Annotated in this window: 19 protein-coding genes; 12 read left to right on the plus strand and 7 right to left on the minus strand. The window is 57.2% G+C overall.

The annotated features are described in order from the left end of the window. Positions 1-35: 35 nt before the first annotated feature. Entirely contained in the window at positions 36-1,697 is a 1,662-nt protein-coding gene (locus tag LBF07_RS11560; RefSeq protein WP_033144349.1) for a putative transporter, read from the plus strand. Here LBF07_RS11560 and LBF07_RS11565 read toward each other — a convergent pair. Beyond that, the gene (locus tag LBF07_RS11565) at positions 1,665-2,411 is read right to left on the minus strand and encodes a GntR family transcriptional regulator (RefSeq protein ID WP_033144348.1); all 747 of its coding nucleotides are present in this window, start codon (positions 2,409-2,411) and stop codon (positions 1,665-1,667) included. The genes LBF07_RS11560 and LBF07_RS11565 overlap by 33 nt on opposite strands. 221 nt (positions 2,412-2,632) lie before the next feature. Between LBF07_RS11565 and LBF07_RS11570 the strand changes: the two genes are divergently transcribed. From LBF07_RS11570 to LBF07_RS11585, 4 genes are all read left to right on the plus strand, one after another. Continuing rightward, positions 2,633-4,255: an alpha-glucoside-specific PTS transporter subunit IIBC gene (locus LBF07_RS11570; RefSeq protein ID WP_094935445.1), complete on the plus strand. Its 1,623-nt coding sequence runs from the start codon at positions 2,633-2,635 to the stop codon at positions 4,253-4,255. Beyond that, a complete protein-coding gene (locus tag LBF07_RS11575; RefSeq protein WP_094935446.1) occupies positions 4,252-5,574 on the plus strand; it encodes a 6-phospho-alpha-glucosidase in 1,323 nt (440 codons plus the stop codon). The genes LBF07_RS11570 and LBF07_RS11575 overlap by 4 nt, the downstream gene beginning before the upstream one ends. A gap of 92 nt (positions 5,575-5,666) precedes the next feature. Beyond that, on the plus strand, positions 5,667-6,014 hold the full coding sequence (locus LBF07_RS11580) for a YidH family protein (RefSeq protein WP_094935447.1): 348 nt from the start codon (positions 5,667-5,669) through the stop codon (positions 6,012-6,014). Then, positions 6,004-6,351, plus strand: a complete 348-nt coding sequence (locus LBF07_RS11585; protein ID WP_094935448.1) for a DUF202 domain-containing protein — start codon at positions 6,004-6,006, stop codon at positions 6,349-6,351. The genes LBF07_RS11580 and LBF07_RS11585 overlap by 11 nt, the downstream gene beginning before the upstream one ends. Positions 6,352-6,385: 34 nt before the next feature. Here LBF07_RS11585 and dsdA read toward each other — a convergent pair whose 3' ends face one another. Both dsdA and dsdX read right to left on the minus strand, forming a co-directional pair. Further along, the gene (gene dsdA, locus LBF07_RS11590; RefSeq protein WP_094935449.1) at positions 6,386-7,672 is read right to left on the minus strand and encodes a D-serine ammonia-lyase; all 1,287 of its coding nucleotides are present in this window, start codon (positions 7,670-7,672) and stop codon (positions 6,386-6,388) included. 17 nt (positions 7,673-7,689) lie between these two features. Beyond that, a complete protein-coding gene (dsdX, locus tag LBF07_RS11595; protein ID WP_094935450.1) occupies positions 7,690-9,027 on the minus strand; it encodes a D-serine transporter DsdX in 1,338 nt (445 codons plus the stop codon). Positions 9,028-9,231: 204 nt separating this feature from the next. Between dsdX and dsdC the strand changes: the two genes are divergently transcribed. Further along, on the plus strand, positions 9,232-10,158 hold the full coding sequence (gene dsdC / locus LBF07_RS11600) for a DNA-binding transcriptional regulator DsdC (RefSeq protein ID WP_033144342.1): 927 nt from the start codon (positions 9,232-9,234) through the stop codon (positions 10,156-10,158). A gap of 84 nt (positions 10,159-10,242) precedes the next feature. After that, a complete protein-coding gene (locus LBF07_RS11605; RefSeq protein ID WP_033144341.1) occupies positions 10,243-11,331 on the plus strand; it encodes a cellulase family glycosylhydrolase in 1,089 nt (362 codons plus the stop codon). On the opposite strand, the gene emrD is transcribed toward LBF07_RS11605, so the two are convergent. The 4 genes from emrD to tisB all read right to left on the minus strand — a co-directional run bounded on the left by emrD (position 11,234) and on the right by tisB (position 14,090). After that, positions 11,234-12,418 (minus strand): multidrug efflux MFS transporter EmrD, encoded by a 1,185-nt coding sequence (gene emrD / locus LBF07_RS11610; protein ID WP_033146466.1) that lies wholly within the window; start codon positions 12,416-12,418, stop codon positions 11,234-11,236. The genes LBF07_RS11605 and emrD overlap by 98 nt on opposite strands. Positions 12,419-12,593: 175 nt before the next feature. Then, positions 12,594-13,427: an EamA family transporter gene (locus LBF07_RS11615; protein WP_045888268.1), complete on the minus strand. Its 834-nt coding sequence runs from the start codon at positions 13,425-13,427 to the stop codon at positions 12,594-12,596. 62 nt (positions 13,428-13,489) lie between these two features. Continuing rightward, positions 13,490-13,936 (minus strand): GNAT family N-acetyltransferase, encoded by a 447-nt coding sequence (locus LBF07_RS11620; protein ID WP_033144339.1) that lies wholly within the window; start codon positions 13,934-13,936, stop codon positions 13,490-13,492. A 64-nt stretch (positions 13,937-14,000) separates the two neighbouring features. Next, the gene (gene tisB / locus LBF07_RS11625; protein ID WP_023309830.1) at positions 14,001-14,090 is read right to left on the minus strand and encodes a type I toxin-antitoxin system toxin TisB; all 90 of its coding nucleotides are present in this window, start codon (positions 14,088-14,090) and stop codon (positions 14,001-14,003) included. Positions 14,091-14,832: 742 nt separating this feature from the next. Here tisB and LBF07_RS11630 point away from each other — a divergent pair. From LBF07_RS11630 to ilvN, 5 genes are all read left to right on the plus strand, one after another. After that, positions 14,833-15,522 (plus strand): hypothetical protein, encoded by a 690-nt coding sequence (locus LBF07_RS11630; protein ID WP_224435034.1) that lies wholly within the window; start codon positions 14,833-14,835, stop codon positions 15,520-15,522. Between the two features lie 196 nt (positions 15,523-15,718). Next, positions 15,719-16,198 carry a type VI secretion system tube protein TssD gene (locus LBF07_RS11635; protein WP_033144336.1) on the plus strand — a complete coding sequence of 160 codons (480 nt, stop codon included), beginning with the start codon at positions 15,719-15,721 and terminating at the stop codon, positions 16,196-16,198. 107 nt (positions 16,199-16,305) lie between these two features. Then, the gene (gene ivbL, locus LBF07_RS11640; protein WP_057979964.1) at positions 16,306-16,404 is read left to right on the plus strand and encodes an ilvB operon leader peptide IvbL; all 99 of its coding nucleotides are present in this window, start codon (positions 16,306-16,308) and stop codon (positions 16,402-16,404) included. A gap of 106 nt (positions 16,405-16,510) precedes the next feature. Continuing rightward, positions 16,511-18,199, plus strand: coding sequence for an acetolactate synthase large subunit (gene ilvB, locus LBF07_RS11645; RefSeq protein WP_094935452.1), 1,689 nt, complete (start codon positions 16,511-16,513; stop codon positions 18,197-18,199). 3 nt (positions 18,200-18,202) lie between these two features. Beyond that, a complete protein-coding gene (gene ilvN, locus LBF07_RS11650; protein WP_033144334.1) occupies positions 18,203-18,490 on the plus strand; it encodes an acetolactate synthase small subunit in 288 nt (95 codons plus the stop codon). Positions 18,491-18,493: the final 3 nt, after the last annotated feature.

An 18,493-nucleotide genomic window follows, 5' to 3' on the forward strand; every position in this document is an offset into this window, starting at 1 on the left:
TTAGCATAACTAAGGTTATGCTAAGGAAGTGGGTCATGAGTGATATCGCGTTAACCGTCAGCGTGTTGGCCCTGGTCGCTGTTGTTGGCCTGTGGATAGGTAATATCAAAATCCGTGGCGTCGGGTTTGGGATAGGCGGGGTACTGTTTGGCGGCATTTTTGTCGGGCACTTCGCCGACAAGCTCGGGCTGGTCCTCAGCGCCGAAATGCTCCACTTTACTCAGGAGTTCGGCCTGATCCTCTTCGTTTATACCATCGGTATTCAGGTGGGACCGGGCTTTTTCGCCTCACTTCGGGTCTCCGGATTACGGCTCAACCTGTTTGCCCTCGGCATTGTAGTAATGGGCGGGCTGGTCACCGCAATTCTGCACAAAATCTTCGATATCCCGCTCCCCGTGGTGCTGGGCATTTTCTCCGGGGCGGTTACCAACACGCCTGCGCTCGGTGCCGGGCAGCAAATCCTGCGCGATTTGGGCATCGAACCCGGCATCGTCGACCAGATGGGGATGAGCTACGCCATGGCCTACCCGTTTGGGATTTGCGGCATTCTGCTTTCCATGTGGCTGGTACGCGTCCTGTTTCGCATTAACGTTGACAAAGAGGCGAAGGACCACGAAACCACGCTCACCAACGGCCATATGCCAATTAAAACCATCAACATTCGGGTCGATAACCCCAACCTGAACAATATGGCGATTCAGGACGTGCCGATCCTCAACAGCGCCAATATCATCTGCTCCCGCCTCAAGCGTGACGATATGCTGATGGTGCCCGCGCCCGGCACCGTCATTCGGCAGGGCGATCTGCTGCACCTGGTCGGCCAGCCCGGAGATTTAAACAACGCGCGGCTGGTGATTGGCCAGGAAGTGGATACCTCGCTCTCAACCCGCGGCACCGATATGCGCGTGGAACGTGTTGTGGTGACTAACGAACACGTTCTTGGCAAGAAAATACGCGATCTGCAGGTAAAAGAGCGCTATGACGTGGTGATCTCTCGCCTTAACCGTGCGGGTGTTGAACTGGTCGCCAGCCCGGAGGCCAGCCTGCAGTTCGGGGATATCCTCAACCTGGTCGGGCGCCCGTCGTCCATCGACGCCGTGGCGGATATGGTGGGTAACGCCCAGCAAAAGCTGCAGCAGGTGCAGATGCTGCCGGTGTTTATCGGTATCGGGCTTGGCGTGCTGCTCGGTTCTATTCCTGTGTACGTGCCGGGCTTCCCGGTGGCGCTCAAGCTGGGCCTGGCGGGCGGGCCGCTGATTATGGCGCTGATCCTCGGGCGTATCGGCTGTATCGGCAAGCTCTACTGGTTTATGCCGCCGAGCGCCAACCTGGCGCTGCGCGAGCTGGGCATCGTGCTGTTCCTGGCGGTGGTCGGCCTGAAATCCGGAGGGGATTTTGTCGATACCCTGGTCAAGGGCGAAGGGATGAGCTGGGTTGGATACGGCATCTTTATCACGGCGATCCCGCTGCTGACGGTGGGAATACTGGCGCGTATGTTCGCCAAAATGAACTACCTGACGCTGTGCGGGATGCTGGCGGGCTCCATGACCGATCCGCCAGCGCTGGCTTTTGCCAACAACCTGCACACCACCAGCGGTGCGGCCGCGCTCTCCTATGCCACCGTCTATCCGCTGGTGATGTTCCTGCGCATCATCACCCCGCAGCTACTGGCGGTGCTGTTCTGGGGGATGAGCTAGCAGGTCATCCGGGTGGATGCGCCGCAGATGGTAGTCCACCTGGTAATCACTGGTATTTCGGAACATCACGGAATAATTGAGGAACTCGCCGCTGTCGCTGTAGGAGAGAGAGGTAATTCGCAGCAGCGGCGTCTGTTCCGGCAGGTTCATATAACCGGCCAGCGTTTTATCTGCCAGCACCGGCGTCAGGCTCTCGTAGTTGCCGCTGATGGTGATCCCGCACTCCTTCTCGATGTAATCAAACTTAGACCCCTCAAGATGCGCCAGCGACAGATTGCGGAACAGCTTCACCGGCATAAAGCTGTCCTCCAGCATCAGCGGCTTCCCGTCCACGTAGCGCACCCGCCGGGAAAAGTAGATCCGTTCATCCACCTGAATCCGCAGCTGGCTGGCGATGGCGGGCGGGGCGGGCATCACTTCAAACTGTAAGACCTTACTCTGCACCTCTTTTCCCTGCTGACGCAGCACCTCCACCAGCCCGGTCAGGTTGGTGGTTTCGTGGTGAACGTCTTTGCGTGAGACAAAGGTTCCGCTGCCGTGCCGACGCTCAACCAGCCCCCAGCTCACCAGCAGATCCAGCGCCTTGCGGATGGTCATTCGCGCCACGCCGAACTCCTGCGCCAGCGCTTTTTCGCCGGGCAGCGGGCTGCCGACGTTGTAGTCCGACGAATTCAGCCGCAGCCGCAATCTGTCAGCAATGGATTTGTAGATCACCAGTAGACCTCTCTGCCGTTATCAGGGCGTGGATTGCGTTCTGACATGTCCATATTTACGTCAAAAAGTAGACCTGATTGGTCAAAATAAAACCATGAATGCGATCACGAATCGCAGCGGCACGCCATGTTCGCGCATCAGTAACTTCTTATGCTCACCTCAGGCCAGCAAAAAACCATAAAGGCCTCTACCCCTACAGGTTGTTTCATGAGGATTTAAAAATGCTCAGTCAAATACAACGTTTTGGCGGTGCCATGTTTACCCCGGTGTTGCTGTTTCCGTTCGCCGGGATCGTGGTGGGAATCGCCATCATGCTTCGCAACCCGCTGTTTGTCGGCGAAGCCTTAACGGCCCCCGATCATCTTTTCGCGCAGATTGTCCATATCATTGAAGAGGGCGGCTGGGCGGTGTTTCGCAATATGCCGCTGATTTTTGCCGTTGGCTTACCGATTGGCCTGGCGAAGCAGGCGCAGGGCCGCGCCTGTCTTGCGGTGCTGATTAGCTTCCTGACCTGGAACTACTTTATTAACGCGATGGGGATGACCTGGGGCCACTTCTTCGGCGTCGACTTCTCCGCCGAACCGACGGCCGGAAGCGGGCTGGCGATGATTGCCGGTATCAAAACGCTCGATACCAGCATCATCGGTGCCATTGTGATCTCAGGCATCGTCACCGCCATCCACAACCGCTACTTCGACAAGCCGCTGCCGGTGTTTCTGGGGATTTTCCAGGGCAGCTCGTTTGTCGTTATCCTCGCGTTCTTCGTCATGATCCCCTGCGCCTGGCTGACGCTGCTGGGCTGGCCGAAAGTGCAGATGGGCATTGAGTCCCTGCAGGCGTTTCTGCGCTCCGCCGGTGCGCTGGGCGTGTGGGTGTATACCTTCCTGGAACGCATTCTGATCCCAACCGGATTGCACCACTTCGTCTACGGTCCGTTCATCTTCGGCCCGGCGGCGGTAGAAGGCGGCATTCAGGTCTACTGGGCGCAGCACCTGCAGGAATTCAGCCAGAGCACCCTGCCGCTGAAAACCCTCTTCCCGGAAGGCGGATTCGCGCTGCACGGCAACTCAAAAGTATTTGGCTCGATCGGGATTGCGCTGGCGATCTGGTATACCGCGTCGCCGGAAAACCGCGTCAAGGTGGCGGGGCTGCTGGTCCCGGCCACGCTCACCGCCGTGCTGGTGGGCATCACTGAACCGCTTGAGTTCACCTTCCTGTTTATCTCGCCGCTGCTGTTTGCCGTGCACGCCGTGCTGGCGGCCACCATGGCAACGGTGATGTACGCCTTTGGCGTGGTCGGGAACATGGGCGGCGGCCTGCTGGACCAGTTCCTGCCGCAAAACTGGATCCCAATGTTCCACAACCACGCCTCGACGGTATTCACCCAGATCGGCATTGGCGTCTGCTTCACCGGGATTTACTTCGTGGTCTTCAAAACGCTGATCGAACGTCTGAACCTGAAAACGCCGGGCCGGGAAGAGAGCGAAATCAAACTCTACAGCAAGGCCGACTATAAGGCGGCGCGCGGGCAAACCACCGCCCCGGCGGCGGCCAGCCAGCAGGTAGGGCAGGCCGCCGGATTCCTGCAGGCTCTCGGCGGCGCGGCCAACATCGAAAGCATCAACAACTGCGCCACCCGCTTGCGCATTGCGCTGGTGGATATGGCGAAAACCCAAAGCGATGACGTCTTCAAAGCCCTCGGCGCCCACGGCGTGGTGCGACGCGGCAACGGCATTCAGGTGATTGTCGGCCTGCACGTTCCTCAGGTGCGCGACCAGCTGGAATCGCTGATGAAAACCCCTTTAACGAATGAACAAACCACCCTGACAGAGGCTATATCATGAAAAAATTCTCAGTTGTTATTGCAGGCGGCGGCAGTACCTTTACGCCTGGTATCGTCCTGATGCTGTTAGCCAACCGCGACCGTTTCCCGCTGCGCGTGCTGAAGTTCTATGACAACGACGGCGCACGTCAGGAAACCATCGCCGAAGCGTGCAAAATCATCCTCAGGGAGCAGGCGCCGGAGATTGAATTCAGCTACACCACCGATCCTAAAGCGGCGTTTACCGATGTGGATTTTGTGATGGCGCATATCCGCGTGGGCAAATACCCGATGCGTGAAAAAGATGAAAAAATCCCGCTGCGCCACGGCGTGCTGGGCCAGGAAACCTGCGGACCGGGCGGCATCTCCTACGGCATGCGCTCTATCGGCGGCGTGCTGGAGCTGGTGGATTATATGCAGCAGTACTCCCCGAACGCGTGGATGCTGAACTATTCCAACCCGGCGGCGATTGTCGCGGAAGCCACGCGCCGCCTGCGTCCGAACGCCAAAATCCTCAACATCTGCGATATGCCGATCGGCATTGAAGGGCGCATGGCGCAGATTGTCGGCCTGAAAAACCGCAAAGAGATGCGCGTGCGCTACTACGGCCTGAACCACTTCGGCTGGTGGACGTCGATTGAAGATCTCAACTGCAACGATCTGATGCCGAAACTGCGCGAATACGTGGCGAAAAACGGCTATGTTCCGCCTTCGGAGGATGCGCATACCGAAGCGAGCTGGAACGATACCTTTGCCAAAGCCAGAGACGTACAGGCGCTTGATCCGGATACCATGCCGAACACCTACCTGAAGTATTACCTGTTCCCGGACTACGTGGTCGCGCACTCCAACCCGGAACGCACCCGCGCCAATGAGGTCATGGATCACCGTGAGAAGCACGTATTCAGCGCCTGCCGGGCGATTATTGAAGCCGGTCACTCTGCCGCCGGTGAGCTGGAAATCGACGAACATGCGTCGTACATCGTCGATCTGGCGACGGCGATTGCCTTCAACACTCAGGAGAGGATGCTGCTGATTGTGCCAAACAACGGGGCCATCCATAACTTTGATGCCGACGCGATGGTGGAGATCCCGTGCCTGGTAGGCCATAACGGCCCAGAGCCGCTTACGGTGGGCGATATTCCACACTTCCAGAAAGGGCTGATGAGCCAGCAGGTGGCGGTGGAAAAACTGGTGGTGGATGCCTGGGAGCAGCGCTCGTACCAGAAACTCTGGCAGGCGATCACACTGTCGAAAACCGTGCCGAGCGCGTCCGTCGCGAAAGCGATTCTGGATGACCTGATCGAGGCCAATAAGGACTTCTGGCCAGCGCTGCACTAATCGTCCTGACCGGCATCGCCCGATGCCGGTCTCCTTGTCCTTGTCGATTTACGCTATGCTGAAGCCTGCCTGGAGCACGACAAGGAACCTTCATGAAAATTTCCCGCCTCGGCGAAGCGCCGGACTACCGCTTTTCTCTGGCCAATGAACGCACTTTTTTAGCGTGGATCCGCACCGCGCTGGGCTTTCTTGCCGCAGGGGTGGGTCTCGATCAGCTCGCGCCCGATTTCGCCACGCCGCCGATCCGTGAAGTGCTGGCGCTGCTGCTGTGCCTGTGTGCGGGCGTGCTGGCGATTTACGGCTACCTGCGCTGGCTGCGCAATGAGAAGGCGATGCGCCTGAAGCAGGATCTGCCCTATACGCGCGGGCTGCTGATCGTCAGCACGATTCTGCTGACGGTGGCGGGCGTGGTGATGGTGCTGGTGTTCTATGGCGGATAGCCGCAAAGAGCGACGCGAGGCGGACCCCGGCCTGCAGCCGGAGCGGACGTCGCTGGCCTGGCTTCGCACGCTGCTGGGGTATGGCGCGCTGATTGCCCTGGCGATTAAGCACAACTGGCACCGCACGGGGGTGCCATTCTGGATTTCTATTGTTGTGCTGGCGCTGGTGGCCATCATTTTATGGCGCTATACCCGCAGGCGTAACCTGATGGACGTGGCGCAGAACGATTTTGTACAGCCGAAAGCGGTGCGGGATAAGTTCCTGATCGCACTCGCTGTTCTCTCGCTGTCGCTGCTGTTTGCGGTAACCCATATTCAGCAAATTTTGAGCCTGTAAGCCCGGTGGCGGCTACGCCTTACCGGGCCTACGATTAACGGCCTTTTGCTAAATACTTCGCCATCTCGTCTTCCGGCACCATTCCGCCGCCGGTCGCCCACACCAGGTGGGTAACGTTGGTATGCGAATGAACGCGCACCGGCCCGGCCATCCCCGCCAGCGCCGACGGCTCCAGGCGGATCCCTTCCTCCTGCGCGAGCCAGCCGAGCATGTCATACATGCTCTGGTCGGAAAGGGTGTAGAACCCGTCGAGCAGGCGCTCCATCGCGCGGCCCACGAAGCCGGAGGCGCGTCCTACCGCCAGCCCGTCCGCCGCCGTGACGTTATCAATGCCCAGATCCTGCACCGCGATCTCATCGTGCAGGCCGGTGTAGACGCCGAGCAGCATGCACGGGGAGTGCGTCGGCTCCGCGAAGAAGCAGTGGACGTTATCGCCAAAGGCCAGCTTCAGGCCAAACGCCACGCCGCCGGGGCCACCGCCAACGCCGCACGGCAGGTAGACGTACAGGGGATGGTCCGCATCCACCACGCGGCCCTGTTCGGCAAACTGCGCCTTCAGCCGCTCGCCTGCAACGGCGTAGCCCAGGAAAAGGGTGCGGGAGTTTTCATCGTCAATGAAGAAACAGTTCGGATCGCTTTCCGCCGCTTTTCGTCCCTGCTCCACCGCCACGCCGTAATCCTGCTCGTATTCCACTACGATGACGCCGTGGCTGCGCAGTTTGGCTTTCTTCCACTCGCGGGCGTCGGCGGACATATGCACCGTCACCTTAAAGCCGATGCGGGCGCTCATAATGCCGATGGACATCCCGAGGTTGCCGGTTGAGCCTACCGCAATGCTGTGCTGGCTGAAGAAGTCCTTAAAGCGCGGTTCCAGCAGAATGCTGTAGTCGTCTTCAACGCTCAGCAACCCGGCTTCCAGCGCCAGTTTTTCCGCGTGGGTCAGCACTTCATAGATACCGCCGCGTGCTTTAATCGAGCCGGAAATCGGCAGATGGCTGTCTTTTTTCAGCAGCAGCGTGCCGGGAATAGGCTTACCAGTTTCTCTCTCCAGCCGCTTTTGCATCGCCGGGATCGCGACCAGTTCGGATTCGATAATCCCGCCCGTTGCCGCCGTTTCCGGGAAGGCTTTCGCCAGATACGGCGCGAAGCGGTTGAGGCGAGCGTGCGCGTCGTTCACGTCGGCTTTGGTCAGCCCGACATAGGGCAACCCTTCTGCAAGCGTCGTGGTGCGCGGGTTAAGCCAGGTGGTTTCTTTCAGGGCAACCAGATCCTCAACCAGAGGAAACTGTGCGGTTAAAGTAGTGATAGTTGCGTTTTCCATAATACGTCTCTTCGCGCTCAGATAATGAAGGAAAGCAGGAATGTGCCGCCAAGTGCAAGCACCGAGGCGATAAACGTCGCCGTCGTATAGTATTTGAAGGTCTCATTCAGGGTCGCGTCGCAGTATTGCTTCACCAGCCAGAAGAGGGAATCGGTCACGATCGTGCAGCCAATGGCGCCGGAACCGATGGCAATGGTGATGATCTCCGGGCTCACGTTCGGATAGAGCGGCAGCATCGGCGCGACGATCGCCGTCGCGCCCATCATCGCCACCGTCGCGGAGCCGACGGCGGCATGCAGCACCAGCGCCACCAGCCAGGCGAGCAGGATAGGGTGCATGTGCAGGTTCGAGAGAATATGCGCCAGCGAATCCGCCAGCCCGCTGGTTTTCAGGATGGCGTTAAACGCGCCGCCCGCGCCGATAATCAGCAAAATGTTGGCGATAGAGCCGAAGCCGTGCTCGGTGTGCGTCAGCATCGTGCCCATGCCCATATGCTGGCGTATCCCCAGCAGGTAGTAGGCGACAAACACGGCGATAAACATCGCGGTGATCGGGTTACCGATAAACTCCAGCAGCGTATACAGCGTGCCTTCTTTCGCCATATTCAGCTCGGCAATGGTTTTCACCAGCATCAGGGCAATCGGCAGCAGCACCGTGAACAGCGTGGCGCCCAGCGACGGCAGGGTGTGCTCTTCCCGCACCTTCAGGTCTGAAAATTCCGGCGGAACCGGTTTAAACGGCAGACGGTTGCCGAGCAGTTTCAGGAACAGCGGGCCGCCGACCAGCGAGGCCATCAGGCCTACCATCAAACCGTAGACAATGACCGTTCCGACGTCCGCGCCTAATTTATTGGTCACAAACAGCGCGGCCGGATGCGGCGGCACCACGCAGTGCACCGCCATCAGCGCGGTACAGAGCGGAATGGCCAGCTTGAGCAGCGACGTGTTGGTCTTTTTGGCGATGGAAAACGCCAGCGGGATCAGCAGTACCACACCCACTTCCACGAACAGCGTGATCCCGCAGATAAGGCCTACCAGCACCATAATCACGTCCGCCGACAGCCAGCGGCAGCGCTGCAACGCGATCCCGATTCGCTCGGCCGCGCCGGAGACCTCCATCATCTTGCCGAGAATGGTGCCCAGACCAATCACCGCCGCCAGGAAGCCCAGCGTACCGCCAATTCCGCTCTCAATGGCATTCACCATATCCAGCGGGCTCATCCCCATCATCGCGCCGACGAAAAAGCTCGCCAGCAGCAGCGCGAGGAACGGGTGAAACTTCAGCTTAACGATGGTTAAAACAATCAACACAATGCTGACCAGCAGCGTTGCCACAACCCAGACCTGAGATCCCATATCTCACCTCACCCTTATGTCATCTGTGGGTATTGGACGAAAAAACGGCGTGGGCTGACAAACGATATAAATTGGCGTTCAGATGAGCCAGATTGGATCAACTGAGTGACTGCGGTCTAAAAAGTGCACTTAATTCGTATTAGGTTCACATAAATTCACCCTTGAGCGGTATGCTGAGCGCAGAAAACCCGCGTGAGAATTGTGATGACCGATGCGAATGAAGCCAGAAACCGCCTGTTAAACGGCTGGCAGCTGTCGAAAATGTACACCTTTGAAGTGGCCGCCCGGCATGAGTCTTTCGCCCTGGCGGCGGAGGAGCTGTCGCTCAGCCCAAGCGCGGTGAGCCACCGCATCAACCTGCTGGAAGAGGAGCTGGGCATTCAGCTGTTCGTCCGCTCGCACCGTAAAGTTGAGCTGACGCAGGAGGGAAAGCGTGTTTACTGGACGCTTAAGTCGTCCCTCGACACCCTGAATCAGGAGATCCTGGACATCAAAAACCAGGCGCTGTCCGGCACGCTGACGGTCTACTCCCGGCCGTCGATCGCTCAGTGCTGGCTGGTGCCCATGCTGGGGGACTTTACCCGCCGCTATCCGTCGATTTCACTCACCATCCTGACCGGCAATGATTACGTCAATATGCAGCGAACGGGCGTCGATCTGGCGCTCTATTTCGACGATACGCCGCCAAACCACCTCTCTCATCACTTCCTGATGGACGAGGAGATTTTGCCCGTCTGCTCGCCGAAGTATGCCCGCGAGCATGAGCTGCTGAAAAACCCCGATAACCTCAGCCACTGCACGCTGCTGCACGACCGTCAGGCCTGGAGCAACGATTCCGGTACGGATGAGTGGCTGAGCTGGGCGCAACATTTTGCGGTGAATATGCCGCCATCGTCGGGTATTGGTTTCGATCGTTCCGATTTAGCGATTATTGCGGCCATCAACCACGTCGGCGTCGCGATGGGCAGAAAGCGGCTGGTGCAGAAACGGCTCGAACGGGGCGAGCTTATCGCCCCGTTTGGTGAAAAGACCCTGAAATGCCATCAGCACTACTATATCTCGACGCTCTCTGGCCGACAGTGGCCGAAAATAGACGCCTTTATCGGCTGGCTGAGAGAACTGGCAGGTTGAAGAATTATTACGCTTTCGCTCTACACGAAATGTGAAAAAGCGTGCTAAATACAGGTAATGCTTTCGATTTATCCAGGGTAAACCGTGTTAAAGCCTTTTATTGCCTGTGCATTACTGATCTCTTCCGGCTGGGCGATTGCCGCTGAGCCGCCGCTGACGGCTGCCCGTTATGCGCAGCAGCTGGGCGTCGGGATGGATGTGGACTGGGCGCGCACCGAGCGCGGCATACGCGAATTCGACCCGCTGGTAGTACGCGATTTTCGTGCAAAAGGCATTACCCACGTGCGCATTCGCGTCGCCGATGAGCCGACGGAAGCGCGGCTAATTCACCTGCGCAAGCTGGTGGAAGCCTGCGAGCAGTATGGCGTGATCCCGATTATCGCTTATCAGGCTGATGAGTATAAAAACGACCCGAAAGCCGATAACGAGAAAGAGACGATTAACTGGTGGATTGCCGTGGCGCACTATTTCGGTCAGAGCTATCCGCTGCTGGGTTTTGATCTCATTTATGAGCCGGCCGACAAGCTTAACCACAACCTCGCGTCGCTAAACCGGGTATATGAAAAAACCATTAAAGCGATCCACGACATGGACCCGCAGCGGATGATCTTTATTGCGCCACGCCTGCGCGCCGCGCCGGAGGATTTATCCAGCCTGAAGCTGCCCGCGCACAGCCAAAACTACCTGCTGGCGGAGTGGCATATTTTCCCGTGGGGGCCGCTGAAAAATAGCGGTAAATATCCGTGGACGTCCGGCACGGCGGCGGAGAAAGCGGCTATCCATAATCGCATCAATACCGCGCTGCGCTGGCAGCAAAAAACCGGACACGTGAGCTGGGTCGGGGGCTGGGGCGTGGGAGAGTCAAACCACCTTACGCCAACCGCTTCGCAAATGGCGTTCTCCACCTTTATGGCCTGCGAGCTGCAAAAGGCGAAAATCCCGTATGCGCTGAACGCGGATTTCCAGTTTTACGACGGGGAAGAGGGGGCCTGGCGGCCCGCGCCGGAGCCGTTGTTGCAGGCGATGATTGCGCCCGTTTGTGAAAAGCCCGGCGAGAAGCCGGGCCATCATGCGGTTAAACCGGCTGCTCGTGATGCGGAACACGCGACGCCAGCGGCAGCCAGCACAGTAAAATCAGCAGCCCCATCAGCGTCATCAGCAGGCCCAAACTAGCCTGCCCGGTCTGCGGCATCATGGCCGAGAGCCAGGCCAGCGCGCCGGAGCCGATATTCTGCAAACCGCCTACCAGCGCGCCAGCCGTGCCAGCGAGGAACGGGAACGGCTCCATCGCGCCGCTGGTCGCCAGCGGGAACAGCATCCCCGCGCCGAAGAAGAACAGCGCTGCCGGGATGAGCAGCGTCCAGACCGTCATCACGCCAAACAGCCCCGGTATCCACATCATCAGACCCGCCAGCAGACAGCTGATCACCGACTGCCACATCAGGGTGGAGAAGCGTTTGTTCGGGCGTCCGGCAAACCACGCGCCGAAGAACGCCGCCGGGATCGGCAGAATAAACAGAATACTCACTACCATGCTGCTCAGGCCCAGACCCGCGCCCAGCAGCACGCCGGAACAGGCTTCAAACACCGCAATGCCCGCCAGGCCGCCGATCAGCATCAGCAGGTAGCAGGTAAACGACCCGTTGCCGAACAGCGTTTTATAGCTGGTGATAAGCTTCGTGCGCGGCGCGTCCTGCGGGCGCGTTTCCGGCATCCAGCGCGCCATGCTGAAGGTGACAATGACGCACAGCACCAGCAAGAAGGCGTAGCAGGCGCGCCAGGACCACATCGTGTCCAGCAGGCCGCCAATCAGCGGGGCGAGAAGGGGGCTGACCAGAATACCCATATTCAACAAGCTGTTGGCATGACGGAGCTGGGTGCCCTGATACATATCGCGCGGTAAGGTTCGCGCCATCACCCCACCGACGCCGGTCCCGACGCCCTGCAGGGCGCTGGCGGCAATCAGTACGGTCAGGCTGTGCGTGGTAATGGCAATCACCGTCGCCACCATGAAAATGCTCATGCCCACCAGGATCACCGGGCGACGCCCGATTCGGTCAGACAGCGGGCCGTAGAAGAGCTGCGAAACGCCATAGGTCAGCAGGTAGGCTGCCATCACGCTCTGCACCGCGCCCTCGCGGACGTTCAATTCCTTTGCCATGTCGGCAATCGCCGGAATGTAGATGGTTTGCGCCATCTGACCGACGGCCACCAGTAACACCAGCATCAACAATAAGTTAACGTTCCTTTGTTTTTTCATGTCGCTGAATACTTTTGCCAAAAGAGAAAAATGAAGAATAAGTGACTGCGCATTCCCATAAATGCGCGAGGAATCTACCACAGAGAGATGACAATTTAAGCATTGTCGTGGTGAATGAAAAAACCGGGAAAGGCAGGATTTGTAAACAAGGACGGCAACTAATGTTGCCAGTGATTTACGCCAGGCGCAGCAGAATGGCGCCGCCAGCAATACCCAGCGCCGCCGCGATGCGCAGTCCCGCAACCTTCTCTTTTAAAAGGACAAACGCGATCAGCGCCCCGAAAAGAATCGAGGTTTCACGCAGCGCCGCGACCACCGCCAGCGGTGCCTGCGTCATGGCCCAAAGCGCCAGACCGTAAGAGCCCATGGTTCCCACCCCGCCGAGTAACCCCTTTTTCCAGTGCAGGCGCAGGTAGCCGGACGCTTCGCGCCGACGCGCCACCATCGCCCAGCTCAGCAGGCAGAAGCCGTTCATAAAGAAGGTCCACAGCGTGTAGCCCAGCGCGGTGTCCGACAGCCGCACGCCGGTGCCGTCCACCAGCGTATACCCGGCAATGAAGCAGGCGTTCAGCAGCGCCAGCCAGATCCCTTTGCGTGACTGCATGCGGCCATGCATCGCCATCGCCAGAATCGAAAGGCAAATTACACCGATGCCGGACCAGGCGAGCCAGGAGAGACGATCGCCGAGCGCCAGCACGCCGATCAGCGCCACCAGCAGCGGGGCGGTGCCGCGCATCAGGGGATAGGTCTGGCTCATATCGGAGACCTGATAGGTTTTCGCTACCAGCACGGTGTACACAACCTGTAAGGCGCAGGAGACGATCAAAAACGGCCAGCTTGCAGCAGATGGCTGTGGGGAAAACGGCAGTAAGACCAGAGCGATAAGCGTGGCGGATCCGCTGACGCTTATCGCGGAATAGAGCTTGTCCGTTCCGGCCTTAACGATGGCGTTCCAGCTGGCATGCAGCAGCGCGGCGAAGAGCAAAATGCAGAAAACGGTGGTGGTCATGGCGTATCGGGTGATGAATTGTCACTCAACTGTAACATTCACACCCTGATGCTGCCAGCCGGTTACACGGCACAAAAAAGGCGGTGCGTCACCCGCGGTTCGTCCGAGACCAGCGTAAAACCAGCCCGATTATAAAACCCGTAGGCACTGTCCGGCGCGTGGGTATTCAGAAAATCAAACCAGATGCTGGCATCGGCCATCACCACGGTTAAAAGCTGTTTGCCAATGCCCAGCCCGCGGCACTTCTCGCTGACGTAGAGATGGCGAATACGTCCGGCGCGCGGCTGCTGGCTGAACGGATCGCGGTTGAGGCCGCATACGCCGACCAGCTTGCCGTTAAGAAACGCGCCCAGCAGCTTTTCTCCCGGTGCGTTAAAGCGGTTCTCGCCGCGCTGCCAGTTCTCTTCAAGCCTGCGCAGCATGTTGAAATTCAGTGCGATACTTTCAGCCTTCAGGGCGATATACCCCGGTTCATCCGGTGTGACAGGCTCAATTAACAGACGCGACATAGCATTCCCTCGTTATTAAAGAGGGGCGGTTTCCCGCCCCTCTCAGGTGCGACTTGAACCTGAATTACCGAAGGAATTTCAGGACAGCATCAAGCAGTTGCAGTACTGCAACAATGAGTTTGAGGATAAGTATCACCATATCCACTACGCTCATACGCGTCTCCTTTTGGTTAAAAGGAGCACGATGCTGGCGTACCTTTCCGCCGCCTGTTGCCAGCACCTGGATTGACGTAACACAGTGTGCTCACTTCAGGGGTTAAGGCACTGACGGCACCACCCGTTTCAGCCAGGACTTCGTTGCGCCGGTAAAACTGCGGCCCCCTCGCTCACTGCGAACACCCTCAGTATAGATAAATACTGTATGCATGAACAGTATTTTTTGGACAAAATCAGGAAGGCGATCCATACTCAAAAGCGTCAAAATCCGTGCCGGAATTGCGCGTTCGTCTTCGATCGCGTATACTTTTTGCGTTGACGTAACACAGTGTGTTCTGCGGCGACCAACCGCAAACCCTGATAAAAACCTCGCTCCGGCGGGGTTTTTTGTTTTCTGATCTGCCTCATAAAAAACTGCTGGATGAGCGGGGGTTCTGCTGTTTGGCTTCGATGTGGGCTAGCCGGATCGCTTAAGCCACTCTGTTTAATGGAGAGGTATTAGATTCATTTTGTAAGATAACACCACTTAATATGTAAACTAATATAACTTACCAATACCTCTCAAGTAATTTAATTACTTCGCCTATAACACTAATAAATAAAAGTGAGTCAACTTATTTTTTACGTGAATGTTTAGTTGAAATAATTTCACTTGTTTGAAACTCAGCGCTTTTCAATGTATATTCCAGGAGTCGAAAATATTGTATGGATACATTATGCAATCATCTGATTATTAAAAAATGAAGTTCCAGAGTGACAGGCAGTTGGCTATTTATGGACAGCAAGGCGCTGCAGGGACATGGAGAGCATTAAAGGGGATCGGTTCTGATATTTACTCAGGAATCGAACGCGTAAGCTGGTACTCATCATGCTTAATCCCTAGCTATCATGATGTGTGTGATGAGCTTCTCTCAGAAGAAAAGAGGATGTATCTCTCAATTCTCTCGCTTTACCGTTATCGCGATGTAATAGAACACATGCTCTATCTTTATTTTGAACGTGTTATTACCGATTCTGAAAATGGAAATGAACAAAATCGCGTTCGTAAGATGGATTCAAAAGTCACCGGGCTTGTTAAAAACATACCAACAAACAAGGCCGCGCGTTTAGCGATAGCATTGGGGCTGGCCAAATCCCTTTCCGAATCTGGCCTGCTCTCTGAAATCGTCGTCGAACGGCTTGCACGCCGCGTACCTAACGTTGTCATGGCGCTTCAATTGATTGGAACGGAACAGAAGTGCGCTTTTGCTGCCCGTCGCCTGAAAACGTTGGACCCCAGGTATTACGCGACCCTGTATGCCGCACAACTGGAGATGCTTTACTACTTTTTTGAGCCTTTCCTGTCTGAACTCATTAAGAAGGTGCAAATGGGATTCTATAAGGATTTCGATGCAATTTATGACGACTTAAAGGACAAGGAGCATGTTTAAGAGTCTGCTATCAATTCTGTTTTCGGATTTTTTATTCCCCGTTTATATTTTTGCGTGCGCCTCTTTGTTCCTGTGGTTGATGCCTGACCACTGGGTATTACTAACATTCATTTCTATTGTTGTATTTATTATTGTGCATCCGATAATTTTCGTCCGCTTTGATAAGTACGATTAAATTTTATAAAAAGGATTTTATATGTCAAACCCAGCTTATTTGTTTCTAACAGATGAAAATGGTTCTCCCATGGTTGGACCTTGCCTTGTGTCAGGGCGTGAAGGTGCAATTGAACTCAAATCGTTCACTCATAATGTTAACATTCCAGTCGACGGGAATACCGGAAAATTGACGGGGACGCGCATACACATGCCCGTCATGTTTCAGAAGGAATTTGATCGTGTAACCCCGATTTTATTTCGGGCGCTGAGTACAGGAAGAACGCTCCAGTCAGCCACCATTAAGATGTACCAGATTAATGAGGCGGGTTTAGAACAGGAATATTTTAATATCCTCCTCGAGAATGTGAAAATCACCTCAATCACACCAGACCTGTACCCAGGCGCAAACACCGGAACACACCTTGAGACGGTTCTCATCCGCTACGAGAAAATCACCTGGAAGCATTGCGACGGCAATGTCATCTATAGTGACTCCTGGAATGAGCGAGCAACTTACTGAAACGTGATCCCTGGCGCATTTTTGCGCAGATGAAAATATTTCCATTGTCACACCCGAAAACCTGTGTTTGTATAAATTCCATCAATGATTCCAAACACAGGTCCCCAATGACTTCATCCATCTTCACTTCGACCCTACTAAAAACTGCGCAACCAGCCGCAGTGGTCGTCGTGCGTGTGGTGGTGGTCGTCGGCAATGCGCCGTAGGGACTGGATCAACACACGAATCCAAAACCCCGCCGGCGCAAACCGGGCGGGGTTTTTCGTTTAGGACCCTCCCCGGAACGTCGGCCCAGAAGAAAAGGACTGGAGCATGGCAAGTTCGGGCACAACATCCACCACGACGCGTTTTACTGGCGCGCAGCTGATCGTTCATCTGCTGGAACGGCAGGGCATCACCACGGTTGCGGGTATCCCTGGCGGCACGGTACTGCCGCTGTACGATGCGTTAAGCCAAAGCACGCAGATCCGCCACGTGCTGGCGCGCCACGAGCAGGGGGCAGGCTTTATTGCTCAGGGCATGGCGCGTACGCAGGGCAAACCTGCGGTCTGTATGGCCTGCAGCGGCCCGGGCGCAACTAACCTGGTGACCGCCATCGCCGACGCGCGCCTCGACTCCATTCCTCTGATCTGCATTACCGGCCAGGTACCGTCCTCGATGATAGGCACCGATGCGTTCCAGGAAGTGGACACCTACGGCATCTCTATCCCCATCACCAAACATAACTATTTAGTTCGCGACATCAGCGAGCTGCCTCAGGTTATCAGCGATGCGTTCCGCATTGCGCAGTCTGGCCGTCCGGGCCCGGTGTGGATAGACATTCCTAAGGATGTCCAGACCGCTGAGATCGAGATCGACGTCCTGCCTGAGCCGGGCGAGCGTGCCCCCGCGCCGGAATTCAGCGCTGAGAGCGTGCGCGACGCAGCCGCCATGATTAACGCCGCCAAACGCCCGGTGCTCTATCTGGGCGGTGGGGCCATCAACGCTGCGGATGAAATCCGCCAGTTTGCAGAGAAAGCCAACCTGCCGACCACCATGACCCTGATGGCGCTGGGCATGCTGCCTAAAGCGCACCCGCTCTCTCTCGGCATGCTGGGTATGCACGGCGCGCGCAGCACCAACTACATCCTGCAAGAGGCTGATTTGCTGATTGTTATGGGCGCGCGTTTTGATGACCGGGCGATCGGCAAAACCGAGCAGTTCTGCCCGAACGCCAAAATCATTCACGTGGATATCGACCGCGCCGAGCTGGGTAAAATCAAGCAGCCGCACGTGGCGATTCAGGGCGACGTGGCCGAGGTTCTGGCGCAGCTGATCCCGCAGACGGACGCAGCCGACCGCGCCGACTGGCGCCAGCTGGTGGCCGATCTGCAGCGCGAGTTCCCGGGCGCCATCCCAACCGAAGGCGCCCCGCTGAGCCACTACGGACTGATCAACGCCGTGGCAGCCTGCGTGGACGACAGCGCAATCATCACCACCGACGTGGGCCAGCATCAGATGTGGACCGCCCAGGCCTACCCGCTGAACCGTCCGCGCCAGTGGCTGACCTCCGGCGGTCTGGGAACCATGGGCTTCGGCCTGCCCGCAGCCGTGGGTGCGGCGCTCGCCAACCCGGACCGCAAGGTCATCTGCTTCTCCGGCGACGGCAGCCTGATGATGAACATTCAGGAAATGGCCACCGCGGCCGAAAACCAGTTAGACGTGAAAATCATCCTGATGAACAACGAGGCGCTGGGGCTGGTGCACCAGCAGCAGAGCCTGTTCTACAAGCAGGGCGTGTTTGCCGCGACCTACCCGGGGATGATTAACTTCATGCAGATTGCCGCCGGCTTTGGCCTGCACACCTGCGATCTGAACGCCGAAGAGGATGCCCACGCGGCGCTGCAGGACGCGATTTCTCGCCCCGGCCCGGCGCTGATCCACGTGCGTATCGACCCTGAACAAAAAGTGTATCCGATGGTGCCGCCGGGAGCGGCAAATACCGAGATGGTGGGAGAATAAGCCATGCAGAAACAACATGATAACGTCATTCTGGAACTCACCGTCCGCAACCACCCTGGCGTCATGACCCACGTCTGCGGGCTCTTTGCCCGCCGGGCGTTTAACGTGGAAGGCATTCTCTGTCTGCCGATTCAGGGCAGCGAGCACAGCCGCATCTGGCTGCTGGTCAACGATGACCAGCGTCTGGAGCAGATGATGGCGCAGATCGACAAGCTGGAAGACGTCACCAGAGTGGCGCGCAACCAGTCCGATCCCACCATGTTTAACAAAATTGCGGTGTTTTTCGAATAAATC

It is taken from the genome of Enterobacter cloacae complex sp. ECL352, assembly GCF_020149545.1.
Lineage (GTDB): Bacteria > Pseudomonadota > Gammaproteobacteria > Enterobacterales > Enterobacteriaceae > Enterobacter > Enterobacter asburiae_B.

What these genes read in the sequence shown, in the direction of transcription:
- dsdX (WP_094935450.1), bottom strand. Translation starts at nt 9,027, where the DNA reads ATGGGATCTCAGGTCTGGGTTGTGGCAACGCTGCTGGTCAGCATTGTG.
- tisB (WP_023309830.1), bottom strand. Translation starts at nt 14,090, where the DNA reads ATGAGCGTAGTGGATATGGTGATACTTATCCTCAAACTCATTGTTGCA.
- dsdA (WP_094935449.1), bottom strand. Translation starts at nt 7,672, where the DNA reads ATGGAAAACGCAACTATCACTACTTTAACCGCACAGTTTCCTCTGGTT.
- LBF07_RS11570 (WP_094935445.1), top strand. Translation starts at nt 2,633, where the DNA reads ATGCTCAGTCAAATACAACGTTTTGGCGGTGCCATGTTTACCCCGGTG.
- ivbL (WP_057979964.1), top strand. Translation starts at nt 16,306, where the DNA reads ATGACTTCATCCATCTTCACTTCGACCCTACTAAAAACTGCGCAACCA.
- ilvB (WP_094935452.1), top strand. Translation starts at nt 16,511, where the DNA reads ATGGCAAGTTCGGGCACAACATCCACCACGACGCGTTTTACTGGCGCG.
- LBF07_RS11630 (WP_224435034.1), top strand. Translation starts at nt 14,833, where the DNA reads ATGAAGTTCCAGAGTGACAGGCAGTTGGCTATTTATGGACAGCAAGGC.
- LBF07_RS11560 (WP_033144349.1), top strand. Translation starts at nt 36, where the DNA reads ATGAGTGATATCGCGTTAACCGTCAGCGTGTTGGCCCTGGTCGCTGTT.
- LBF07_RS11635 (WP_033144336.1), top strand. Translation starts at nt 15,719, where the DNA reads ATGTCAAACCCAGCTTATTTGTTTCTAACAGATGAAAATGGTTCTCCC.
- dsdC (WP_033144342.1), top strand. Translation starts at nt 9,232, where the DNA reads ATGACCGATGCGAATGAAGCCAGAAACCGCCTGTTAAACGGCTGGCAG.
- LBF07_RS11615 (WP_045888268.1), bottom strand. Translation starts at nt 13,427, where the DNA reads ATGACCACCACCGTTTTCTGCATTTTGCTCTTCGCCGCGCTGCTGCAT.
- LBF07_RS11620 (WP_033144339.1), bottom strand. Translation starts at nt 13,936, where the DNA reads ATGTCGCGTCTGTTAATTGAGCCTGTCACACCGGATGAACCGGGGTAT.
- LBF07_RS11585 (WP_094935448.1), top strand. Translation starts at nt 6,004, where the DNA reads ATGGCGGATAGCCGCAAAGAGCGACGCGAGGCGGACCCCGGCCTGCAG.
- emrD (WP_033146466.1), bottom strand. Translation starts at nt 12,418, where the DNA reads ATGAAAAAACAAAGGAACGTTAACTTATTGTTGATGCTGGTGTTACTG.
- LBF07_RS11580 (WP_094935447.1), top strand. Translation starts at nt 5,667, where the DNA reads ATGAAAATTTCCCGCCTCGGCGAAGCGCCGGACTACCGCTTTTCTCTG.
- LBF07_RS11575 (WP_094935446.1), top strand. Translation starts at nt 4,252, where the DNA reads ATGAAAAAATTCTCAGTTGTTATTGCAGGCGGCGGCAGTACCTTTACG.
- ilvN (WP_033144334.1), top strand. Translation starts at nt 18,203, where the DNA reads ATGCAGAAACAACATGATAACGTCATTCTGGAACTCACCGTCCGCAAC.